Raw genomic sequence first — 527 nt, 5'->3', positions numbered from 1 at the left:
ACGTCGTCGACGCGGCCGAGGACCCAGAGGTCGCCGTCGGTGTCGAGTTTGGCGCCGTCACCGGCGAAGTACCAGCCTTCGGAAGCGAAACGCTGCCAATAGGTTTCGCGGTAGCGGTCCATGTCGTTCCAGATACCGCGCAGCATGGACGGCCACGGCTTGTCCAATACGAGCAGGCCCGACGCGTCGGCGCCCAGCGGTGATCCGTCGTCGTCGACGACATTCGCCGAAATGCCGGGCAGCGCACGCATGGCGGCGCCGGGCTTGGCATGGGTGACGCCGGGCAGCGGCGAGATCATGATGGCGCCGGTCTCGGTCTGCCACCAGGTGTCCACGATCGGAGTCTTGTCGGCGCCGAACACTTCCCGGTACCAGCGCCACGCCTCGGGGTTGATCGGTTCGCCGACCGAACCCAGCAGCCGCAGCGACGACAGGTCATGGGCGTCGGGTATCTCGCGACCCCACTTCATGAACGTGCGGATCAGCGTCGGGGCGGTGTAGTAGATGGTGACGCCGTATTTTTCGAT

1 protein-coding gene is annotated in these 527 nt (G+C 65.8%); it reads right to left on the bottom strand.

The genetic code is table 11. The features are described from left to right. On the bottom strand, window positions 1-527 hold a 527-nt coding region (locus ACSVDM_RS30800; RefSeq protein ID WP_439269171.1), incomplete at both ends, for an AMP-binding protein.

Source organism: Nocardia sp. JW2 (assembly GCF_051843015.1).
Classification (GTDB): domain Bacteria; phylum Actinomycetota; class Actinomycetes; order Mycobacteriales; family Mycobacteriaceae; genus Nocardia; species Nocardia coubleae.
The sequence above is the reverse complement of the archived record's forward strand: the minus strand, read 5'-3'. Positions and strand labels throughout refer to the sequence as shown.